The 19,637-nt window shown below is 71.5% G+C and carries 19 protein-coding genes; 13 read left to right on the top strand and 6 right to left on the bottom strand.

The features are described from left to right. Positions 1-8 precede the first annotated feature (8 nt). Positions 9-431 (bottom strand): thioesterase family protein, encoded by a 423-nt coding sequence (locus LG388_RS05195; RefSeq protein ID WP_225781747.1) that lies wholly within the window; start codon positions 429-431, stop codon positions 9-11. Between the two features lie 221 nt (positions 432-652). Between LG388_RS05195 and LG388_RS05190 the strand changes: the two genes are divergently transcribed. The 6 genes from LG388_RS05190 (at position 653) to LG388_RS05165 (ending at position 7,197) form a co-directional block, all read left to right on the top strand. Next, complete coding sequence (locus LG388_RS05190) at positions 653-2,353, top strand: electron transfer flavoprotein-ubiquinone oxidoreductase (RefSeq protein WP_225781746.1); 1,701 nt, start codon at positions 653-655, stop codon at positions 2,351-2,353. A gap of 116 nt (positions 2,354-2,469) precedes the next feature. Then, a complete protein-coding gene (gene denD / locus LG388_RS05185) occupies positions 2,470-3,486 on the top strand; it encodes a D-erythronate dehydrogenase (RefSeq protein WP_225781745.1) in 1,017 nt (338 codons plus the stop codon). 62 nt (positions 3,487-3,548) lie between these two features. Beyond that, a complete protein-coding gene (locus LG388_RS05180) occupies positions 3,549-4,520 on the top strand; it encodes a TRAP transporter substrate-binding protein (protein WP_225781744.1) in 972 nt (323 codons plus the stop codon). Between the two features lie 119 nt (positions 4,521-4,639). Continuing rightward, positions 4,640-5,134 carry a TRAP transporter small permease gene (locus LG388_RS05175; protein ID WP_225781743.1) on the top strand — a complete coding sequence of 165 codons (495 nt, stop codon included), beginning with the start codon at positions 4,640-4,642 and terminating at the stop codon, positions 5,132-5,134. Between the two features lie 52 nt (positions 5,135-5,186). Continuing rightward, entirely contained in the window at positions 5,187-6,464 is a 1,278-nt protein-coding gene (locus LG388_RS05170) for a TRAP transporter large permease (protein ID WP_225781742.1), read from the top strand. A gap of 142 nt (positions 6,465-6,606) precedes the next feature. Further along, entirely contained in the window at positions 6,607-7,197 is a 591-nt protein-coding gene (locus tag LG388_RS05165; protein ID WP_225781741.1) for a hypothetical protein, read from the top strand. 22 nt (positions 7,198-7,219) lie between these two features. Here the strand turns inward: LG388_RS05165 and LG388_RS05160 are convergent, their stop codons facing one another. Continuing rightward, on the bottom strand, positions 7,220-7,693 hold the full coding sequence (locus tag LG388_RS05160) for a MerR family transcriptional regulator (protein ID WP_225781740.1): 474 nt from the start codon (positions 7,691-7,693) through the stop codon (positions 7,220-7,222). Between the two features lie 61 nt (positions 7,694-7,754). On the opposite strand from LG388_RS05160, the gene LG388_RS05155 reads away from it, so the two are divergent. Continuing rightward, a complete protein-coding gene (locus LG388_RS05155; protein WP_225781739.1) occupies positions 7,755-9,857 on the top strand; it encodes a cation-translocating P-type ATPase in 2,103 nt (700 codons plus the stop codon). Between the two features lie 100 nt (positions 9,858-9,957). Here LG388_RS05155 and LG388_RS05150 read toward each other — a convergent pair whose 3' ends face one another. Then, positions 9,958-10,899 (bottom strand): plasmid replication/partition related protein, encoded by a 942-nt coding sequence (locus LG388_RS05150; RefSeq protein ID WP_225781738.1) that lies wholly within the window; start codon positions 10,897-10,899, stop codon positions 9,958-9,960. Positions 10,900-11,175: 276 nt separating this feature from the next. Here LG388_RS05150 and LG388_RS05145 point away from each other — a divergent pair, with 276 nt between their 5' ends. Then, the gene (locus LG388_RS05145) at positions 11,176-12,303 is read left to right on the top strand and encodes an alpha/beta fold hydrolase (RefSeq protein WP_304956841.1); all 1,128 of its coding nucleotides are present in this window, start codon (positions 11,176-11,178) and stop codon (positions 12,301-12,303) included. 74 nt (positions 12,304-12,377) lie between these two features. Next, complete coding sequence (locus tag LG388_RS05140; protein ID WP_225781737.1) at positions 12,378-12,827, top strand: DUF411 domain-containing protein; 450 nt, start codon at positions 12,378-12,380, stop codon at positions 12,825-12,827. Between the two features lie 108 nt (positions 12,828-12,935). On the opposite strand, the gene LG388_RS05135 is transcribed toward LG388_RS05140, so the two are convergent. Next, a complete protein-coding gene (locus LG388_RS05135) occupies positions 12,936-14,303 on the bottom strand; it encodes a sorbosone dehydrogenase family protein (RefSeq protein ID WP_225781831.1) in 1,368 nt (455 codons plus the stop codon). 269 nt (positions 14,304-14,572) lie between these two features. Here LG388_RS05135 and LG388_RS05130 point away from each other — a divergent pair, with 269 nt between their 5' ends. From LG388_RS05130 to LG388_RS05115, 4 genes are all read left to right on the top strand, one after another. Then, the gene (locus LG388_RS05130; RefSeq protein WP_225781736.1) at positions 14,573-16,240 is read left to right on the top strand and encodes an ankyrin repeat domain-containing protein; all 1,668 of its coding nucleotides are present in this window, start codon (positions 14,573-14,575) and stop codon (positions 16,238-16,240) included. 67 nt (positions 16,241-16,307) lie between these two features. Continuing rightward, positions 16,308-17,198, top strand: coding sequence for a helix-turn-helix domain-containing protein (locus tag LG388_RS05125; RefSeq protein ID WP_225781735.1), 891 nt, complete (start codon positions 16,308-16,310; stop codon positions 17,196-17,198). A gap of 57 nt (positions 17,199-17,255) precedes the next feature. Beyond that, positions 17,256-18,143 (top strand): SDR family NAD(P)-dependent oxidoreductase, encoded by an 888-nt coding sequence (locus tag LG388_RS05120; RefSeq protein ID WP_225781734.1) that lies wholly within the window; start codon positions 17,256-17,258, stop codon positions 18,141-18,143. A gap of 36 nt (positions 18,144-18,179) precedes the next feature. After that, positions 18,180-18,566, top strand: a complete 387-nt coding sequence (locus tag LG388_RS05115) for a hypothetical protein (protein ID WP_225781733.1) — start codon at positions 18,180-18,182, stop codon at positions 18,564-18,566. A 37-nt stretch (positions 18,567-18,603) separates the two neighbouring features. On the opposite strand, the gene LG388_RS05110 is transcribed toward LG388_RS05115, so the two are convergent. Then, positions 18,604-18,774 carry a hypothetical protein gene (locus tag LG388_RS05110; protein WP_225781732.1) on the bottom strand — a complete coding sequence of 57 codons (171 nt, stop codon included), beginning with the start codon at positions 18,772-18,774 and terminating at the stop codon, positions 18,604-18,606. 137 nt (positions 18,775-18,911) lie between these two features. Then, positions 18,912-19,514, bottom strand: coding sequence for a LysE family translocator (locus tag LG388_RS05105; RefSeq protein WP_225781731.1), 603 nt, complete (start codon positions 19,512-19,514; stop codon positions 18,912-18,914). Positions 19,515-19,637 lie beyond the last annotated feature (123 nt).

Here is a 19,637-nt window from a genome sequence, read left to right as displayed (position 1 = left end):
GCGCGCCTTCACACCGTCACGATCTCGCGCAGCCAGTCCGGCAGATCCTTGGCTTTCTGCTTCGGAAAGTCCACCCAGATGGTGGTCGCGCCGCCCGCGGCACAGATCACGTCGGGCGCGTCGGTGCGCGCCATGGTGCACCAGCTCTCGAAGGTGGTGCGGCCCGGATCGCTCACGTACATGCGCGCCAGCACCTGGCCCGGGTACTCGATCTGGCGGTAGAAGTTGCAAAAGGCATTGACGATCACCATGCCCTCGCCGCCCGGGTCCGGCTCGAAGCCGATCGCGTGCATCCAGTCGATGCGCGCCGTCTCCATGTAGCGGAAATAGCTGCCGTTGTTCAGGTGGCCCATCGCGTCCATGTCGCCCCAGCGGATCGGGATGGTCATCTCGTAGACCAGTTTCTTGTGCGCGGGAATCTCGATCTTCATGGCGGCTGGGCGTCCTCTGGGGGGGTGAGATGGGCGCGCCGTCCGACAGGCGCGGGGGCGCGACCGGTGCAGCTTCGGTCCTGGCGCGGTGCCTGCACAGTCACCTGCGCGACCTTCAGGCGCCGAAGATGGCGTGCATAGAATCAAGGGTTGCGCCCGAAGCAGCCGCCTCGGCCCCACAGGCCGGCGCGCCTTTCTTTTTGCCCTTTCAGAACACCCCGATGACCCCAGACGAAATCCTCGCCCAGTTCGGTCCCCGCGAAGCCATGGAGTACGACGTGGTGGTCGTCGGTGGCGGCCCCGCCGGACTCTCGACGGCCATCCGCCTCAAGCAGCTGGCCGCGCAGTACGACCAGGAGATCTCGGTCGTGGTGCTCGAGAAAGGCTCCGAGCCCGGCGCCCACATCCTGTCGGGCGCCATCATGGACCCGCGCGCGCTGACCGAGCTGATCCCCGACTGGAAAGCCAAGGGCGCGCCGCTGAACCAGCCGGTGACGGGCGACACCTTCCTGCTGCTGAGCGAAACGGGCGCCACGCGCGTGCCCAATGCCTTCCTGCCGCCCAACTTCCACAACGAGGGCAACTACATCGTCAGCCTGGGCAACGTGGTGCGCTGGCTGGCCGCACAGGCCGAGGAGCTGGGCGTGGAGATCTTCCCCGGCTTCGCGGCCGCCGAAGTGCTCTACAACGAAGACGGCTCGGTCAAGGGCGTGGCCACGGGCAACATGGGCATCGGCAAGGACGGCGAGCCGACCGAGAACTTCCAGCTCGGCATGGAGCTGCATGCCAAGTACACCGTGTTCGCCGAAGGCGCGCGCGGCCACCTGGGCCGCCAGCTCATCAGCCACTTCAAGCTCGACGCCAACAGCGACCCGCAAAGCTACGGCATCGGCATCAAGGAGCTGTGGGAGATCGACCCGGCCCGCCACGAGCCGGGCCTGGCCATCCACACGGCCGGCTGGCCACTGCCGAACGACACCTATGGCGGCTCCTTCCTGTACCACGCCGAGAACAACCAAGTGATCGTGGGCTACGTGGTGGGCCTGGACTACCAGAACCCGCACATGAGCCCGTTCGAGGAGTTCCAGCGCTTCAAGACGCATCCGAACATCCGCTGGTACTTCGAGGGCCAGGACAAGGGCCTCAAGCCCGCCAAGCGCCTGAGCTATGGCGCGCGCGCCATCACGGCCGGCGGCCTGCTGTCACTGCCCAAGACGGTGTTCCCGGGCGGCGCGCTGGTCGGCTGCGAAGCCGGCTACCTCAACGCCAGCCGCATCAAGGGCAGCCACGCGGCCATCAAGACCGGCATGCTGGCCGCCGAGGCGGCCTTCGAGGCGATCCAGGCCGGCCGCCAGCACGACGAGCTGAGCGCCTACCCCGAGGCCTTCGAGAACAGCTGGCTGCACACCGAGCTGTACCGCGCGCGCAACTTCAAGCAGTGGTTCAAGAAGGGCCTCACGGTGGGCACGCTGATGACCGGCATCGAGCAGTTCGTGCTGCGCGGGCACATCCCGTGGACGATCCACCGCACCGAGGCCGACCACAAGCGCCTCAAGCCGGCCAGCCAGTGCAAGAAGATCGCCTACCCCAAGCCCGATGGCAAGCTGACCTTCGACCGCCTGAGCTCGGTGTTCATCAGCAACACTAACCACGAAGAGAACCAGCCGGCGCACCTGACGCTCAAGGACGCGACGGTGCCCACGCGCATCAACCTGCCCGAGTACGCCGGCCCCGAGGGGCGCTACTGCCCGGCGGGCGTGTACGAGTTCGTGCCCGACGAAGCCAACGCGGGCAAGGAGCGACTGCAGATCAACGCGCAGAACTGCGTGCACTGCAAGACCTGCGACATCAAGGACCCGACGCAGAACATCGTGTGGGTCACGCCCGAAGGGGGCGGTGGGCCCAACTACGTGGGCATGTGACGCGCGAGCGACGCGTGGCTTGAAAGAAGGCGCCTACGGGCGCCTTCTGCGTTTGCGGGCGCCGCATTCGCGCCGCGCGCTGCCTTATGCTCGGCGCCTCAAGGAGACACCAAGACATGCAGATCGTCATCACCGGCGGCGCCGGATTTCTGGGCGCGCGCCTCGCGCGCACGCTGCTCGCGCAGGGCACGCTGGCGCTGGACGGCGCCGCGGCGCGCCCCATCGAACGCATCACGCTCGTGGACCGCGCCGCGGCCCCTGCCGACCTGGCGGCCGACGCGCGCGTGCGCAGCGCGGTGGGCGACCTGAACGACCAGCTCGCCGACCGCGCCGCGGCCTTCTGGGCCGAAGCCGATGCCGTCTTCCACCTGGCCGCCGCCGTGAGCGGCGAATGCGAAGCCGATTTCGACCTGGGCATGCGCAGCAACTTCGCGGCCACACATGCGCTGCTGGAAAAGCTGCGGGCGCTGGGCACACGCCCGGTGCTGGTGTTCGCCAGCTCGCTCGCCGTCTTTGGCGACTCGCCCGCGCAGCCGCTACCGCCCGTGATCCGCGACGACACGCTGCCCACGCCGCAGACCAGCTACGGCATCCAGAAGTTCATCGGCGAACAGCTGGTGGCCGACTACACGCGCAAGGGCTTCTTGCGCGGGCGCAGCGTGCGCCTGATGACCGTGAGCGTGCGCCCGGGCAGGCCCAACGGCGCGGCCTCGGGCTTTTTCAGCGGCATGATCCGCGAGCCGCTGGCCGGCCTGCGCGCGCCCTGCCCCGTGCCCGACGACACGCCGGTGGCCCTGGCCTCGCCCGCGCGCACCATCGAGGGCATCGTGCGCGCGGCCGAAGCCAGCGAGGCCCAGTGGGGCCCGCGCACCGCGATGAACCTGCCCTCCCTGGCCACCACGGTGGGCGAGATGGCGGCCGCGCTGGGCCGCGTGGCCGGCCCCGAGGCGCTGGCGCTGCTGGACCGCACGCCCGATCCGGCCATCCAGCGCATCGTCGTCAGCTGGCCCGGCCGCTTCGAATTCGAGCGTGCGGCCCGACTGGGGCTGCGGGCCGATGCCGATTTCGACAGCATCATTCGCGACTACGTCCGTGAAAATCCCGACGCAGTGCAGCAAAAACTGAAGGCATAGTCGGCGCTTTGCTCTGCGCGGCCCGTTCTGGCCCCGCGTTCCCACCACCGAGGAGACGTTTCATGAAGTTGAACCGACTGGCCGCCGGCCTGGTTCTGGGCTTGGGTATGGCCTGCGCCGCGATGGCGCAGACCACGATGAAGATCAGTATTTCGGTGGCGCAGAACTCGCACCAGGGCGTGGCCATCGACACCTTCGCCAAGGAAGTCGAGAAGCGCACCAACGGCCGCTACAAGATCCAGACCTTCTACAACGGCTCGCTGGGCGGCGAGCGCGAGTCCATCGAAGCCGTGCAGCTGGGCACGCAGGAGCTGGCGTTCAGCTCGACCGGCCCGGTGCCCAACTTCGTGCCCGAGACCAAGATCCTGGACGTGCCCTTCCTGTTCCGCGACAAGGCCCATGCGCGCGCGGTGCTCGACGGCCCCATCGGCCAGGACCTGCTCAAGAAGTTCGAAAGCAAGGGTTTCAAGGCCCTGGTGTGGGCCGAGAACGGCTTTCGCCACATGACCAACAGCAAGCGGGACGTGAAAGAGCCCGGCGACCTCAAGGGCCTGAAGATGCGCACCATGGAGAACCCGGTGCACATCGCGGCCTACAAGGGCTTCGGCATCATCACCACGCCCATGGCCTTCCCCGAAGTGTTCACGGCCCTGCAGCAGGGCACGGTGGACGGCCAGGAGAACCCGCTGCCCGTGATCATCTCGGCCAAGTTCGACCAGGTGCAAAAGCACCTCTCGCTGACCGGCCACGTGTATTCGCCCTGCATCCTGGTGATGAACAAGGGCACCTTCGACAAGCTGGCTCCGGCGGACCAGCAGGCCTTCCTCGAGGCGGCCAAGGAAGCCGCCAAGGCCAACCGCGCGCGCGTGGACGAGGACGACGCCAAGGGCGTGGCCGACCTGCGCGCCAAGGGCATGACCGTCATCGACAACGTCGACAAGTCGAAGTTCGTCGCAGCGCTGGCCCCGGTCAATGCGCAGTTCGAAAAAGAGTTCGGCAAGGCCAACCTCGACAAGATCCGCGACTTCAAGTGATGCATCGGGCGGCGCGCGCTCCGAAGCACGCCGCCGCCTTGCTTGCCCAGCCTGATCGGATGGCCTGCTGGCCGCCGACGGGCTTTTTTGTTGAATGAGACTGTGAGAGTTGCTCAGAGATGAAAGACAAGTTCCTTGGGCTCGAGCGGCGCACCACCGCGCTGTCGATGGCCCTGGCCTGCCTGATGCTGGTGATCGCGGCATCGTTGGGCATGTTCCAGATCATCACGCGCTTCGTGCTGGAGCAACCGGCGGAATGGAGCGAGATCCTGATCCGCGTGAGCCTGATCTGGATGGTGTTCCTGGGCATTCCCATGGCTTTCCGCCAGGGCGCCATGGTGAGCGTGGACGTGCTCTACCGCTGGAGCCCGCCCAGGATCAAGCGCCTGCTGGACGCCGCCGTCAGCGTGGCGGCGCTGGCGCTGATGCTGGTGATCCTCTGGTGGGGCTTCGACTACGCCATGCGCGGCCGCGTGCAGACCATGGCCGGGCTGGAGAGCATCTCCATGGTCTGGGCCTACCTGGCCCTGCCGGTGGGTGCCGTGTTCTCGCTCTTCGGCATCGTGGGCAACTACCTCGACCCCAAGCGGCTCGAATTGGCGACCGCGCAATGAGCAACGCCGCTTTCCACAACGTCCCCAGAATCCCGACGACGGAGGTGCCGGCATGACGCCCATCATGGTCATCACGATGGTGCTGTGCTTCGCGCTGTCGATCTCGGTCGCCGTCTCCATCGGCCTGGCCTCGGTGCTGGGCATGCAGGTGTCGGGCGCGCCCATGCTCATCTCCGCCAAGGAGATGTTCAATTCGATCAACAAGTTTCCGCTGGCGGCCATCCCCTTCTTCATCCTGGCCGGCAACCTGATGGAGACGGGCGGCATCTCGCGCCGGCTGGTGGAGTTCGCCAAGAGCATCGTGGGCGGCGTGCAAGGCGGCCTGCCCATGACCTGCGTGCTCACCTGCATGATCTTCGCGGCGGTGTCGGGCTCCTCGGTGGCCACCACCTTCGCCATCGGCGCGATCCTGATCCCGGCGCTGATCAAGCACGGCTACCCCACGCCCTACGCGGCCGCGCTGCAGGCCACCAGCGCCGAACTGGGCGTGATCATTCCGCCCTCGATCCCGATGATCCTCTACGGCGTGAGCGCCGAAGTGTCGATCGGCGAACTGTTCATCGCCGGCTTCGGCCCGGGGCTGCTGATCAGTGGGGCGCTGATGCTCTTCGTCTGGATCTACTGCAAGTGGAAGGGCTGGGGCAAGAACGACGGCGAGGGACGCATGCCCTTCGGCAAGGCGCTGTGGCAGGCCGGCTGGGCGCTGCTGATGCCCGTCATCATCCTGGGCGGCATCTACGGCGGCATCTTCACACCGACGGAAGCCTCGGCCGTGGCGGTGTTCTATGCGCTCGTGGTGGGCGTGGTGATCTACCGCGAGATCAGGCTGTCCGACCTGTACCTGATCCTGCGCAAGTCGGTGATCTCTTCGGCGGTGATCATGTTCATCATCGCCAACGCCGGCCTGTTCGCCTTCCTCATCACGCGCGCGGGCGTGCCCGAGGCCATCGGCCTGTGGCTGCAGGAAGTGCTCAAGTCGCCCGCCATGTTCCTGCTGGGTGTGAACGCCGCGCTGTTCATCATCGGCATGTTCATCGAGACCAGCGCGGCCATCATCGTGCTCGCCCCCATCCTCGCGCCCGTGGCCATGCACTTCGGCATCGACCCCGTTCACTTCGGGCTGATCATGGTCGTGAACCTGGCGCTGGGCATGATCACGCCGCCCTTCGGCGTGAACCTGTTCGCGGCCTGCACGGTGGCGCGCATCTCGCTCGACCGCATCGTGGGGCACCTGATCCCCTTCGTGCTCGTCATCCTGGGGTGCCTGCTCATCATCACCTATGTGCCGGGCCTGTCACTGGGGCTGCGCGACCTGGTGTACGCGCGCTGAACGACGTCGGCGGCGCACGGCGCGGGGGGCCGGGTGGGCCCCGCTGCGCGGCGCCTGAACACGGGCGCTTCGCATGCCGGCATCACGGCCCTGTCACGCGGGCATGCGAGGCTCCTGCCTCCGTTCCCACCCCGCGCCGCCCATGTTCCTGCTCAAGACCGACAAAGCCCGTGAAGAGCTGCGCCCCGGCCGGCGCAGCCTGAGCCAGCGCGAGCGCGCGCTGCTGCTGATGGCGGATGGGCGCCACTCCATGACCGACTTCGGCCCGATCTTCGGTGGCGTGGAAGAAGCCGGCCGCGTGGCGCGGGACCTCGAAGCGCAGGGCTACCTGCGATGGTCCGGGCCGGCGCCGGAGGGAGCTGCGCCCGCGGCCGGTGCCCCCGTGCAGCCCATCCGCACCCGGGATGCGACCCCGGCCGTGGCGGCGCCTGCGCGAACCGGGGCGCATGCGGATGAAGCGGCCGGCAACGCGGCCGACAACTTCGACGGCAAACGCTCGCTCGCCACCACGCGCATGTTCCTGTTCGACCTGTGCGAGCGCATGTTCGCGCGCCGCGACCCGGCGCTGGCCGAACGCCTGCGCGAGGCCCTGCGCGAGGCGCGCGACGGCGTGACCATGCTGGTGGTGGCCGACACCCTGCTGGCGGACATCGAGCGCGAAGCCGGCGCCGAACGCGCCGCGTCCATCCGCGCGCGCATCGAGAAGCTGTTGCCGGCCGAGGCGCTGCACTGAGCCGAGCCTCGACGGCGCGCGCTCACACGTGCCGCATCGCGGGCGAGCCGCGCTCGCCGGTCGCGGGCTGCGCATCGGCGCGCGCATGCAGCGCCTCGATGATGCGGCAATGGGCACCCTGGCCATCGCAGCTGTCGCGCAGGGCCGCCAGGTCCTTTTCCAGCGCACGCAGCTCGCGCAGGCGCTCGCGCACGTGGCCGAGGTGGGCGTCCAGCGCGGCGCGCGCGGTGCCGCAGTCGGCGGGGCTGCCCAGGTTCAGTGCCAGCAGCGTGCGCACTTCGTCGAGCGACATGTCCATCGCGCGGCACAGGCGGATGAAGCGCAGCGCATGCACATCGGCCGCGCTGTACAGGCGGTAGTCGTTGTCGGCCCGGCCCTGCGGCGCGATCAGGCCCTGCTTTTCGTAATAGCGGATGTTGGCCGCGCTCACGCCGCTGGCCGCGGCAGCTTCACCAATGCGGTAACCCTGGAGCGAATGGGGGGGACGCAGCGTCATGGCTTGACCTTGGAGTGACTTCAACCTTTCCAATCGTGGCACAGCTTGAGATTTGCGTGCCATGACTTCTGCCAACAACCCTTCCCGCCCCCCTTCCGCCCCCTCTTCCCGGAGCGCGGCCGATGCCGCCGCTTCGTGCTGCGGCGGGGGCTGCGGCGCCCCGCTCTCGCTGCGGCCCTCCGCCAGCGCGGCGCGTGCCTCGGCCCCGCACAGCCACGACCCTGAGCATGCACATGACACCGGCCCGGCGCACGACCACGCGCACGGCGCGGCGGGCAGCGACGACGGCCACGACCACGGCCCGCTGCCCAGCCTGCCACGCATCATCGCGGCCCTGGGGGTGGCCCTGGCCGCCGAACTGAGCCACCTGCTGCTGCCCGACACGCGCGCCTGGCACATCGCCGGCATGGCACTCGCGGCGCTGGCCATCGGCCTGTCGGGCCTGGGCATCTATGCCAGCGGCCTGCGCGCGCTGATGCGCGGCAAGCTGGGCATCGACACGCTGATGGCGGTGGCCGTGACCGGCGCCTTCCTGATCGGCCAGTGGCCCGAGGCCGCGATGGTCATGTCGCTCTACGCGCTGGCCGAGCTGATCGAGCACAAGGCCGCCGACCGCGCCCGCAACGCCATCGCGGGCCTGATGGCACTGGCGCCCGACGAGGCCGAGGTGCAGGCCCCTGACGGCCGCTGGCAGCGCCAGAGCGCCAAGGACGTGCCCGTGGGCGCGGTGGTGCGCGTGCGCCCCGGCGAGCGCGTGCCGCTGGACGGCACCGTCACCGAAGGCCGCAGCGCCATCGACCAGGCCAGCGTGACCGGCGAGAGCATTCCCGTCGACAAGGGGCCCGGCGACCCGGTGTTTGCCGCGACGGTGAACCAGGGCGGCGAGCTGCAGTTGCGCGTGACGGCCGCCGCCGGCCAGACCACGCTGGACCGCATCATCGAAGCGGTGGAACAGGCCCAGGCCACGCGCGCGCCCACGCAGCGCTTCGTCGAGCGCTTCGCGGCCGTCTACACACCCACCGTGTTCGTGCTGGCCGTGCTGGTGGCGCTGCTGCCGCCGCTGCTGCTGGACTGGACCTGGCTCGACGCGATCTACAAGGCCCTGGTGCTGCTGGTCATCGCCTGCCCCTGTGCGCTGGTCATCTCCACCCCGGTCACGGTGGTGAGCGGGCTCACGGCCGCCGCGCGGCGAGGCGTGCTCATCAAGGGCGGCACGCACCTGGAGAATGCGCGCCACCTGCGCGCCGTGGCGCTGGACAAGACGGGCACCATCACCGAAGGCCAACCCCGGCTGGTGGATTGGCAGGTCTGGCAAGACGCGGGCCGCGACGAAGTCGCACGCATCGCCGCCAGCCTGGCCGGCCGCTCGGACCATCCGGTGTCGCGCGCCATCGCCGAGGGGCTGGATGCCGCCGGCGAGCCGGTGGAGGACTTCCGCGCCCTCGTGGGCCGGGGCAGCGAAGGCCGCGTGAACGGCCGGGCCTGGGCCCTGGGCAACCATCGCCTGGCCGAGGAACGCAGCCTGTGCAGCCCCGCGCTGGAAGCCGCGCTGGCCGCGCATGAACAGCAGGGCCGCACCGTCACGCTGCTGATGGATGAAAGCGGCGTGCGCGGCCTGTTCGCGGTGGCCGACACGGTCAAGCCCGGCGCCCGCAAGGCCATCGCCGACCTGATCGCCGTCGGTGTCACGCCCGTCATGCTGAGCGGCGACAACCCGACCACCGCGCAGGCCGTGGCGCGCGAAGCCGGCATCGCCGACGCGCGCGGCGGCCTGCTGCCCGAAGACAAGCTGCAGGCCATCCGCGACCTGCAGCAGCGCCACGGCGCCACCGGCATGACCGGCGACGGCATCAACGACGCGCCCGCGCTCGCGCAGGCCGACATCGGCTTCGCCATGGGCGCGGTGGGCACCGACATCGCGATGGAGGCGGCCGACGTGGTGATCATGAACGACGACCTGGGCCGCATCGCCGAAACCGTGAAGCTGTCGCGCCGCACCCATGCGCTGCTGTGGCAGAACATCACGCTGGCGCTGGGCATCAAGGCCGTGTTCTTCGTGCTCGCGGTCTTCGGCAGCGCGACGATGTGGATGGCCGTGTTCGCCGACATGGGTGCCAGCCTGCTGGTGGTGGCCAACGGGTTGCGGCTGCTGCGCATGCGCTGATGCACTCGCCGCGCGGCCGATGCGCGACAGGGCCGGGCCGCACGTGCGCCCATGCGCCGGAGCCCGTCGGCCCCTGGGTCCGCCGGCGTAGGCGCGCCCGTCAGAACGGTGGGTCGGATTCGTCCGCAGCCGCAGCAGCCGCCTGCGCGGCGGCAGGCACCTGGGGCGCCGGCCCGGCGGCGGGGCCCAGCAGGTTCAGGACCTGCTTGCGCAAGGTGGCCACTTCCTGGTTCAGCCGGGTGTTCTCGGCCTGCAGCTCGGCCACGCGCTTGCGCAAGGCGATCAGCTCCTCGCCGGCCGAGGACGCGCCCGCCGCGGCGCCTTCAGGCGCGGCGTCGGTATCGCCCGCGGCCTCCGGCTTGTCGCGCGGCGGCTTGCGCTTGGCCTCGCGCACGCGCTTGGCGGCCTGCTTGAGCTCGTCCTTGCCGGCGGTGGCGGCCGCCACCTGTTCTTCGGCCGGCAGCGTGGCCACGGCGGCCGCGGCGCTCAGCGACAGTGTGCCGGCCTTCACGGCTTCCACCACTTCGGGCGTGGCGCTCTGCTGGATCTTCTCGATCAGCTGCACCTGGTTGCTGCGCAGCCGCGCGGCGCGGGCCAGGGCCTCGCGCGTGCTCAGCGCCTCCTCGGCCGAAGGGGCGGCGGCCGGGACCGGCGCCGCTTCGCCCGGCGGTGGCGCCGCACTTTCGGCCGACTCGGCGGGCGGGGCCTGTCGCGCGCGGCGGCCGGCCACGATCTCGCGCTTGCGCAGCGCCAGCACGCCGCGCTGGAAGTCCGACAGGCTGCGGCGGCCCAGGTGTTGGTCGATCATCCACAGGTGCACGTCCTCCATCGACTGGAAGCGCGTGTTCTGCACCGTCTGGAACGGCAGGTTGTGCTTCTTGCAGATGCCGTAGCGGTTATGGCCGTCGACCAGCACGTCGCCCCACAGCACCAGCGCGTCGCGGCAGCCTTCGGCCAGCAGGCTGCGTTCGAGCGCCTCGTATTCATCGGGGGTGAGCGGATCGATGTAGGCCTTGAGTTCTTCGTTGACGACGATGTCCATGCGCGCTGCCGGGGAGAAAAAGGCGCGGATTTTAAGAAGCGGCGGCCGCACTGGCCCTCGACGGGCGCCCGCCCTTCCGGCCGGAGGCGGCGCGCGCACCGCGGGCGAAAGCCACCGCCGCCGGGCCGTGAGGCAGGACGCGTCCGACGCCAGCATGCTGGCCGGGACGGCGCGGCCGCCGCCTGCCGCGCCCTACAACGTCTGCAGCAGTGGCAGCGGCCGAGCGCTCCGGCCCCGGCGCCGCCTCCGAACCTCATCCGATCTCAAGGAGCCCCCATGAACACGCCCCTCCGTCCCGCCATCGCGCCGATGGGCACGGACGAAGCCCCGGCCGCGCAGGCGCACCCGGACTTCGGTATTCCCGCGCAGGATCCGCGCCCGGGCGCCCAGCAGCCGCGCACGCCCGAAGAGGCCGAGCGCGAATCCCAAGTCCCCCTGGTGGGCGGCAGCGCCATGGTGGGCGCGGCCGCCGGCGCCGGCATCGGCGGCGTGGTGGGCGGGCCCATCGGCGTCGTGCTGGGCGGCACGCTCGGCGGCGTGGCCGGCGCGCTCGGGGCCGTGGCCACGGGCAACGCGGTGCTCCCCGAGCCGGCAGCGCCCGAGAATCTGCACCTGCACATCGAGGACAGCGGCGGCCCCGGTCGCCCCGTGGTCCTGATCCATGGCTGGCCGCTGTCGGCGCAGGCCTGGTCGGCGCAGACCGAAGCGCTCCAGACCGCCGGCTACCGCGTGGTGGCCTATGACCGCCGCGGCTTCGGCCGCTCCGACAAGCCGGCCGCGCACTACGACTACGACACGCTCGCGGACGACCTGGAGCGCGTGATGGACGAGCTGGAGCTGCAGCGCGTGACCCTGGTCGGCTTCTCGATGGGCGGCGGCGAGGTGGCGCGCTACGTGGCCCGGCATGGCGAGGAGCGCCTCCACAGCCTGGTCTTCGCGGCCGCCGTGCCGCCGGCCCTGCTGAAAACCGCCGACAACCCCGACGGCCCGCTCACGCCCGAGAAGGCGCAGGCGATGAAGCAGGGCCTGGAGCAGGACCGCGACCGCTTCTTCGAGCAGTTCACGCGGGACTTCTTCTCGGCCCATGGCGAACTCCAGGTCGATGATGCGGACCGCGCCCAGGCCCTCGCGCAGTGCCACCAGTCGGCGCCGCATGCGGCGCTGGCCTGCACGGACGCCTTCGCCCGCACCGATTTCCGCGAAGACCTGCGCCAGATCACCCGGCCCACGCTGGTGCTGCACGGCGACGCCGACGCCATCGTGCCGCTGGAAGGCTCCGGCGCACGCACGCACCAGGCCGTGCCGCACAGCCAGCTGGTGGTCATCCCGGGCGGGCCGCATGGGCTCAACGTCTCGCATGCGCAGGCCTTCAACGCGGCGCTGCTGGACTTCCTGAAGCGCTGAGCGCGCGCCGAAGCGCCCTCCACGCCGGAGGGCGATGCACGCCAGGGCCATGGCGGCGCTCCACAATGCGCACCATGATCCAGAGACGCACCCTGCTCCTGAGCGCCCCGCTGTGGGCCGCCGCCCCGCACGCGCTGGCCGCGCCGCGCGTGGAGGTGTTCAAGGACCCGAACTGCGGCTGCTGCACCGACTGGGTGAAGCACATGAACGCGAACGGCTTTGCCACGCGCGTGCATGCCGAGGGCAACAATGCTGCGCGCGCCCGCGCCGGGATTCCAAAATCGCTGGGCTCCTGCCACACGGCTTTCGTCGGCGGCTACGCGCTCGAAGGCCATGTGCCGGCCGCGGACGTGCAGCGGCTGCTGAAAGAGCGCCCGGCCGGCGCCATCGGCCTGGCCGTGCCCGGCATGCCCGTCGGCTCCCCGGGCATGGACGGCGCGGTCTATGGCGGCCGGCGCGACCCCTACGACACGCTGCTGGTGCTGGCCAACGGGCAGACGCGGGTGTTCCAGAGCCACCGCTGAACCCGCGCGCGGCGGCGCGCGATCGAACGCTGCTGCCTCAGGCGGGGCCGTCCGTTGCGGGATGGCCAAGCGGCACCTGTGCGCCGGGCCGGCCCCGCCGCCGGCGCCTCAGCGCGGCGCCGCCACGCGCCACACGGCGTCGCCCACGTCGTCGGCCACCAGCAGGCCGCCCCGGGCGTCCAGCGCCACGCCCACCGGGCGGCCGCGCGCCTCGCCTTCGGGGCTCAGGAAGCCGGTGAGCACGTCCTGCGGCATGCCCTGGGGCCGGCCGTTCTCGAAGGGCACGAAGATGACCTTGTAGCCGCTGCGCGGCTTGCGGTTCCACGAGCCGTGCAGGCCGATGAAGGCGCCCTGGCGCCACGCGGCGGGCAGGCCCTGATGCACCTTCGGATCGGAAAAGGCCAGGCCCAGCGGCGCCACATGGTTGCCCAGCGCATAGTCCGGCACCACGGCCTGGGCCACCAGGTCGGGTCGCGGCGGCTTCACGCGCGCATCCACGTGCGCACCGAAGTAGCTGTAGGGCCAGCCGTAGAAGGCGCCGTCCTTCACCGAGGTCAGGTAGTCGGGCACCAGGTCGCTGCCGATCTCGTCGCGTTCGTTGACCACCGTCCACAGCGTGTTCGTGCCCGGCGCCCAGCCCATGCCGTTGGGGTTGCGCAGGCCGGTGGCGAACAGGCGCTTGTGGCCGCTCGCGCGGTCCAGCTCCCAGATGGCGGCGCGGCCTTCCTCCACCGCCAGGCCGTTCTCGCCCACGTTGCTGTTCGAGCCCACGGTGACGTAGAGCTTGCTGCCGTCGGCGTTGGCGATCAGGTTCTTGGTCCAGTGGTGATTGAGCGGCAGGCCCGGCAGGTCCGTGACCTTGGTCGCCGCCGCCGTGATCTGCGTCTGGCCGGCCTCGTACGGAAAGCGCACCACCGCATCGGCATTGGCCACGTAGAAGTCGCTGCCCACCAGCGCCATGCCGAAGGGCGAATGCAGGCCTTCGAGGAACACGTGACGCACCTCGGCCTGGCCGTCGCCATCGGCGTCGCGCAGCAGCGTGATGCGGTCGGCCGACGGTTGCGTGCCCGAGCCGGCGCGTGCCATCACCTTGCCCATCACCCAGTTGCGCACCTTCTTCACGAAGCCCTGGTCTTCCTTGGGCACGGCGGGCTTGTCGCTTTCGGCCACCAGCACGTCGCCGTTGGGCAGCACGTAAACCCAGCGCGGGTGCGCCAGGTCGCGGGCGAAAGCCGTCACCTGCATGCCGGCCGCGGGCGTGGGCATCGTGCCTGCGGGCCAGCCCGTGGCGGGGGCGATGTGCACCGTGGGCAGCAGCGTCTTGTTCGGCGCGGGCAGCGTGGGCGACGGGCCGATGCCGGCCTCGGGCGGCAGCTTGGCGGTGTCGCCGCAGGCGGCCAGCAGCACGAGCAGGCCCGCCGCCAGCGCCCAGCGCGTGCCGCGCGGGAAGGCGGGGGGATGGGAAAACGGGGGCATGCGCATGTCGCGGACTCCTGCAGACGATGCGGCAAGCTTCGCGGCCCTTGGCGCCGTGCGCTGTCAGCCAGTGGCGCTTCGTGCGCGGGCGCGGCGCCGCGCCGCGCAAGCCCATGCCTTAAGATGCGCGCCGCGTGCAAGACGCCTCCGGACCCGCGGGAAGGGTGGAACCCACTTGTCTTCATCGGCCTGTCCCAGGTCTTTTTCACGCACGCCTTTTGTGCAGCCGACGTTGCGGGTCATCGGCCATGGATGCACGGAGGTGTCTCTTGAAACGCATTCCCCCCCGACCCGACCTGGGCCAGCTCAAGAAGCAGGCCAAGGAACTGCTCGCGCATTACCGCGCGGGCGACCCCGCCGCGATGCAGCGCCTGCGCGCGTCCCTGCCCGCCGCGCGCGGCCACAGCGATGCGCACCTGGCCGCGCTCGGCCTGCGGCTGCACGACGCGCAGTCCTGCCTGGCGCGTGAGCACGGTTTTCCCTCCTGGGCCGACCTGCAGGGCTTCGTGCTCGCGCGCCGCGCGCTGGCGGACGACCCGCAGCGCGCACGCCTGCACTGGCTGCGCTGGCTCTATGCGGGCGACGTGGCCGGCGGCAACAACGCCCACCGCCCGGCCGTGGCCGCGCGCCTGCTGGCCGACGACCCGGCCTTGCCCGGCGACGACCCGTATCTGGCCTGCGCCATCGGCGACGAACAAACACTGCGGCGGGCCACCGCGCACGATCCGGCCTGGGTGCACCGCGCCGGCGGCCCGCTGCAACTGCCGCCGCTGGTGGCTGTCACGCATTCAAGCCTGGCCGCCTTGCCGGAATTCCGCGAGCGCCTGCGCGGATGCGCGCGGCTCCTGCTGCGCGCGGGTGCGTCGCCGAACCAGGCCATCGGCAACCGCTGGCCGCCCGCCTCGCTGGAAGCGCCCTCGGCCACCGAGCGGCTGTCGGCCCTGTACGGCGCCGCCGGCAAGGCGCGCGACCCGGTGCTCACGCAAGAGCTGCTGGACGCGGGCGCCGACCCGAACGACGGCGAATCGCTCTACCACGCGCTCGAGGCGCCGGACTGCACCCAGCTGCTGCTGGAGGCCGGCGCGCGGATCACCGGCACGAACGCGATGTACCGCGCGCTGGACCTGGACGATGGCGGCGCGGCGCTGCGCCTGCTGCTGGCCCATGGCGGCGATGCGAACGAGCCACCACCGGGCCCACCGACGGCCGACTGGGGCTCCCCGCTGCTGTGGGCCCTCCGGCGCCGCCGCTCGCTGGCGCACATCGACGCCCTGCTCGCGGCCGGCGCCCGTGCCGACGCGCGCACGCCATCGGGCGTGTCGGCCCACACGCTGGCCCTGCGCTTCGGCCAGCCCGACGTGGCGGCGCTGCTCGCCCGCGCCGGTGCGGGCCCCGAGGCGCTGCAGCCCCTGCCCGCCGACGAGGCCTTCGTGGCGGCCTGCGCGCGCGGCGACGCCGACGCGGCCCGCGCGATCCAGGCCGCGCATCCGGGCCTGCTCGACGCGCTGGACGCCGCCCAGCTGCGCCTGCTGCCCGAGCTGGCCGCGCAGGGCTGCGGCGACGCGGTGCGCGCCATGGTGGCCTGCGGCTGGCCGCTGGAAGTGCGCGGCGGCGACATCGACGGCAGCGCGCTCAACCAGGCCCTCTTTCGCGGCGACGCCGAACTCACGCGCTTCCTGCTCGCCCAGGGCGCGGACTGGCGAACCCTGCACGGCTTCGGCGACAACGCCTGCGGCAGCCTGTCCTGGGCCTCGCTCAACGAGCCGGTGGCCGGCGGCGACTGGGTGGGTTGCGCCCAGGCCCTGGCGCCGCACCTGCCGCCCCGGCGGCCCGACCCGGAAGGCGCCGAGCTCGTGTGGGTCGGCGAGCGGCGCTACCGCTTCGCCGACGAAGTGGCGCACGCCCTGCTCGCCGCGCCGCAGCCGGGCGCGGCGTAGCACGGCCCTGGGGCGCAGCGCCCTGCCCGGGCCTTCCGGCCGGCCGCCCAGGCCGGACAATGGCGCGGTGGAGCCCGCCCCTCGCTTGTCGCCCCCGCCACCGCCCGAACGCCTCTACCTGCGGCTGGACGGCGACCCGGTCTATGCGCCGGAAACCACCGTGCCGGCCGGCACGCTGCGCGAGTTCGCGGTGCCGGCTCCGCTGCAGGCGCAGGTGGCGCATCTCATCGCCTACCAGGAAGCGCTGCCGCCGGGCACCGTGGTGCATGAGCGCGTGCTGCCCGACGGCGCGCTGCGCCTGAGCGTGGATTCGGTCGCGGGCACCGTGCAGATCGCGGGCCCGAGCGTGCGGCCGGTGCAACTGGCCTTGCGCGGGCCGCTGCGCGGCCTGTCCCTGACGCTTCGGCCCGGCGCGGCGCCCGCGCTCTTCGGCGGACTGCCGGCACATGCGCTGGCCGAGCGCCAGCTGGACTGGGACACGCTGGTGCCGCCCGCGCTGCGGGGCCTGGCGCTGCACTTGCAGGAGGCGCCCGACGAAGCCGCGCGCGTGCAGCGGCTGGTGGACGCGCTGGCCCGCGCGCAGCGCCCCGCCGATCCGGCCGCCTCGGCCGACCTGCGCAAGGTGCGTCAGGCCGTCGCCTTGCTGCGCCCGGGCGCCGGCGAGGCGCGCATCGCGGAGGCCGCGGCCGCGGTGGGCGTGGGCGAGCGGCGGCTGCAGCAGCTCTTTCGCGCGCAGCTGGGCCTGTCGCCGCGCACCTGGAGCCGGCTGATGCGCCTGCACGGCTGCCTGCAGCGGCTGCGCGAGCCGGGCCCGCCCCGCTGGAGCGAACTGGCGCTGGACAGCGGCTTTTATGACCAGTCGCACCTGGTGCGCGAATTCCAGGCGCTGTGCGGCCTGTCGCCCGGCGCCTTCCTGCAGCGGCGGCGCGTTTCGCTTTCGTCCAAGACGGCGCGCTGAGCGCGCGCCACCATGCCCACTGCATGTTCAAGAACCCTCAACAGGAAGCAGGCAAGCATGACATCCCTCCAACAGCGTGTGGCCGTGGTCACGGGCGGCAGCCGCGGCGCGGGCCGCGGCATCGCGGTCGAACTGGGCGCCGCCGGCGCCACGGTGTACGTGACCGGGCGCAGCACGCGCGCGCAGCCGGGGGCCGGCTACGAGCCGCTGATGGCCGCGGCCGGCATCGCGCAGCTGCCCGGCAGCATCGACGACACGGCCGACGAAGTGACGCGCGCGGGCGGGCGCGGCATCGCCGTGCGCTGCGACCACACGCGGCCCGAGGAGGTGGCCGCGCTCTTCCAGCGCGTCGAGCGCGAACAGGGCCGGCTGGATGTGCTAGTCAACAACGCCTGGGGCGGCCACCAGGATTTCGAGGGCCTGTCGCAAGCGCCGTTCTGGCAGCGCCCCATCGCGCGCTGGGACGCATTCTTCGACCGCGGCGTGCGCAACCACCTGCTGGCCAGCCAGCAGGCCGCGCCGATCTTCGTGCGCCAGGGCCGCGGCCTGATCGTGACCACCACCTTCTGGGACCGCGACCGTTTCATGGCCGGCGACCTGCTCTACGACCTGGCCAAGTCCGCCATGACGCGGCTGGCCTTCGGCATGGCGCAGGAGCTGCGGCCGCACGGCGTGGCCTCGGTGGCCGTGTCGCCCGGCTGGATGCGCACCGAGTTCGTGCTGGCCTGCCACTTCACCGACGAGGCGCACTGGCACGAAAAGCCGGAGCTGGCGGGCACCGAGACGCCGCGCTACCTGGGCCGCGCCGTGGCGGCGCTGGCGGCCGATCCGGCCGTGATGGCCAAGACCGGCCGCGCACTGCGCGTGGCCGACCTGGCGCGGGAATACGGCTTCACGGACGTGGACGGGCGCTGGATTCCGCCCTTCGAACTGGCGCAGACTTAAGGGCTTCGCCTCCCCGGCTTTCCTGAAACGACCGTCATGACGCTCCTTGCCTTCCTGGCCCGAACGCTGACCGGCTGCGCCGCCGCGCTCATGCTGCATGCGGCGCTGGCCGCAGACCCACCGGCGCGCTGCTTCGTGCACCGGGACGGCGGGCTGCGCTGCCCGCAGGGCAGCGTGCAGTGCATGCCGGACGCGCTGGGCCAATGGTTCTGCGCCCCCCGAGACGGCGGCGTCGAAGTCAACAACTTCGGCCAGCCGCTGTGCGAACCGGGCTACTGCACGCGCGACTGGAAGGGCGACGTGTTCTGCGCGGCCACGCCGCGCGGCGCCAGCGACAAGGACATGCACGGCCAGCCCGTGTGCATGGGCGGCTGCGTGCCCGGGCAGGCCGCGCTGTGCACCGCGCTGCCGGCCAGGCCCTGACTCCCGCCCGGCGCCGCGGCGCCAGCGCGCCGCAGGGTCAGGAAGGATCCTTGCTGCGCGTGCGGCCCACGGCGCTGAAGATGCCGATGCCCAGCAGGATCAGGGCACCGATGCCGATGTAGACGGTGGGCACGCCCACGACCGTGGCGCCCCAGACGAGGCCGGCCATGAAGATCAGGAAACCGATCATGTAAAGCGCGAAGGACATTTTTCTTCCTTGGGAACGGACACGTGGGCCAGTATGGCCAGCGGCCGCGCCCGGGCGGCCGGCTCCCGCCAACCCTTCATGTCGGCCACGGCTGACGCATGTCGCCGCGCCGCCCCCGGGCTTCGGCCCTGCGGCCTTCAGCCGCGGCGCGCGATGAGCGCCGCGCAGCCGCAGATCATCACGGCCGCGCTGCGGTTCACCGCCTTGAGGTGCCGCGGCGTGGTGATGAAGCGCCGCGCCTTCGTGGCCGCCAGCAGGTACGTGCCCTGCACCGCAAAGTCCACGGCCACGCCCACCGCCACGATCAGCGCCGCCTGCGCGAAAGACAGCGCCGTGAGATCGAAGGCCTGCGGCAGGATGGCGCCGAAGAACACGGCCGCCTTGGGATTGCCCAGGGTCAGCGCGGCCCCGGCCAGGAAGCCGCCGGGCTTGCGGCCGTCGGCCAGTTCCAGCGACACGGGCGACGTCCACAGCTTCCAGGCCACGAACAGCAGGTAGGCGACGCCGATCCACTTCACGGTCAGGAAGAGCATCTCGTAGCGCAGCGCCAGCGAGGCCAGCCCCGCGATGGCCGCCACCAGCCACACGGCATTGCCCGCCACCATGCCCGAGACGAAGGGCAGCGCCGACGCCCGGCCACGCGCCAGCACCGTGGCCACGAAAGTGCCCTGGGCCGGCCCGGGCAGGGCCGCGGCGACGAGGAAGGGCACCAGGAAGAGCGAGAGGTTGGACCAGGTCATGGCAGGCGCCGGCGCAGCGAGGAAGACCCGAGCATAGGGCCACCGGCGATGCGTGCGTGCGTGCGGGCGGGCTGCGAGCGGCCGGGCATGCGCACCGAAGGCCGGCCGGGCAACTTCAGCGGG

This window comes from Xenophilus sp. Marseille-Q4582, from assembly GCF_916700565.1.
Taxonomy (GTDB): domain Bacteria; phylum Pseudomonadota; class Gammaproteobacteria; order Burkholderiales; family Burkholderiaceae_C; genus Xenophilus.
The sequence above is the reverse complement of the archived record's forward strand: the minus strand, read 5'-3'. Positions and strand labels throughout refer to the sequence as shown.

What these genes read in the sequence shown, in the direction of transcription:
- LG388_RS05155 (WP_225781739.1), top strand. Translation starts at nt 7,755, where the DNA reads ATGACTTCTGCCAACAACCCTTCCCGCCCCCCTTCCGCCCCCTCTTCC.
- LG388_RS05110 (WP_225781732.1), bottom strand. Translation starts at nt 18,774, where the DNA reads ATGTCCTTCGCGCTTTACATGATCGGTTTCCTGATCTTCATGGCCGGC.
- LG388_RS05105 (WP_225781731.1), bottom strand. Translation starts at nt 19,514, where the DNA reads ATGACCTGGTCCAACCTCTCGCTCTTCCTGGTGCCCTTCCTCGTCGCC.
- LG388_RS05165 (WP_225781741.1), top strand. Translation starts at nt 6,607, where the DNA reads ATGTTCCTGCTCAAGACCGACAAAGCCCGTGAAGAGCTGCGCCCCGGC.
- LG388_RS05170 (WP_225781742.1), top strand. Translation starts at nt 5,187, where the DNA reads ATGACGCCCATCATGGTCATCACGATGGTGCTGTGCTTCGCGCTGTCG.
- LG388_RS05160 (WP_225781740.1), bottom strand. Translation starts at nt 7,693, where the DNA reads ATGACGCTGCGTCCCCCCCATTCGCTCCAGGGTTACCGCATTGGTGAA.
- LG388_RS05135 (WP_225781831.1), bottom strand. Translation starts at nt 14,303, where the DNA reads ATGCCCCCGTTTTCCCATCCCCCCGCCTTCCCGCGCGGCACGCGCTGG.
- LG388_RS05150 (WP_225781738.1), bottom strand. Translation starts at nt 10,899, where the DNA reads ATGGACATCGTCGTCAACGAAGAACTCAAGGCCTACATCGATCCGCTC.
- LG388_RS05120 (WP_225781734.1), top strand. Translation starts at nt 17,256, where the DNA reads ATGACATCCCTCCAACAGCGTGTGGCCGTGGTCACGGGCGGCAGCCGC.
- LG388_RS05175 (WP_225781743.1), top strand. Translation starts at nt 4,640, where the DNA reads ATGAAAGACAAGTTCCTTGGGCTCGAGCGGCGCACCACCGCGCTGTCG.
- LG388_RS05145 (WP_304956841.1), top strand. Translation starts at nt 11,176, where the DNA reads ATGAACACGCCCCTCCGTCCCGCCATCGCGCCGATGGGCACGGACGAA.
- LG388_RS05190 (WP_225781746.1), top strand. Translation starts at nt 653, where the DNA reads ATGACCCCAGACGAAATCCTCGCCCAGTTCGGTCCCCGCGAAGCCATG.
- LG388_RS05180 (WP_225781744.1), top strand. Translation starts at nt 3,549, where the DNA reads ATGAAGTTGAACCGACTGGCCGCCGGCCTGGTTCTGGGCTTGGGTATG.
- LG388_RS05140 (WP_225781737.1), top strand. Translation starts at nt 12,378, where the DNA reads ATGATCCAGAGACGCACCCTGCTCCTGAGCGCCCCGCTGTGGGCCGCC.
- LG388_RS05115 (WP_225781733.1), top strand. Translation starts at nt 18,180, where the DNA reads ATGACGCTCCTTGCCTTCCTGGCCCGAACGCTGACCGGCTGCGCCGCC.
- denD (WP_225781745.1), top strand. Translation starts at nt 2,470, where the DNA reads ATGCAGATCGTCATCACCGGCGGCGCCGGATTTCTGGGCGCGCGCCTC.
- LG388_RS05195 (WP_225781747.1), bottom strand. Translation starts at nt 431, where the DNA reads ATGAAGATCGAGATTCCCGCGCACAAGAAACTGGTCTACGAGATGACC.